Source organism: Streptomyces beijiangensis (assembly GCF_017315755.1).
Classification (GTDB): domain Bacteria; phylum Actinomycetota; class Actinomycetes; order Streptomycetales; family Streptomycetaceae; genus Streptomyces; species Streptomyces beijiangensis.
Map to the genome: position 1 here is coordinate 1 of NZ_JAFLRJ010001114.1, position 399 is coordinate 399.

Genomic DNA, 399 nt, shown 5'->3' on the forward strand with positions numbered 1-399 from the left:
CGTTCGGGTACTGCTCGGCCTTCTTGAAGTCCTTGACCGTGATGAGGCCCTTGAGAATGCCCGCGGCGTCGACCAGCGGAAGCTTCTCGATCTTGTGGCGGCGCAGCAGCTCCATGGCGTCCACGCCGGAGATGCCGACCCGGCCCGTGACCAGCGGCATCGTCACCAACCGCGACATGGCCTTCGAGTCGGACCGTGCGCGCCAGGTGCGCGAGGTCATGACGCCGATGCCGAGCAGCTTGCCCGACGGATCGACGACCGGGACGCCACTGATGCGGAACTTGGCGCAGAGCGCGTCGGCCTCGCCGAGCGTGGCGTCCGGGGAGACCGTGATCGGGTCGGTGACCATGCCGGACTCGGACCGCTTCACCAGGTCAACCAGGTCGACCTGGTCCTCGA

The 399-nt window shown here is 67.7% G+C and carries 1 protein-coding gene; it reads right to left on the reverse strand.

The window, feature by feature from the left end:
• Positions 1-399 (reverse strand): CBS domain-containing protein (locus J0695_RS40790; protein ID WP_206969842.1); only part of this gene is annotated, 399 nt, incomplete at both ends.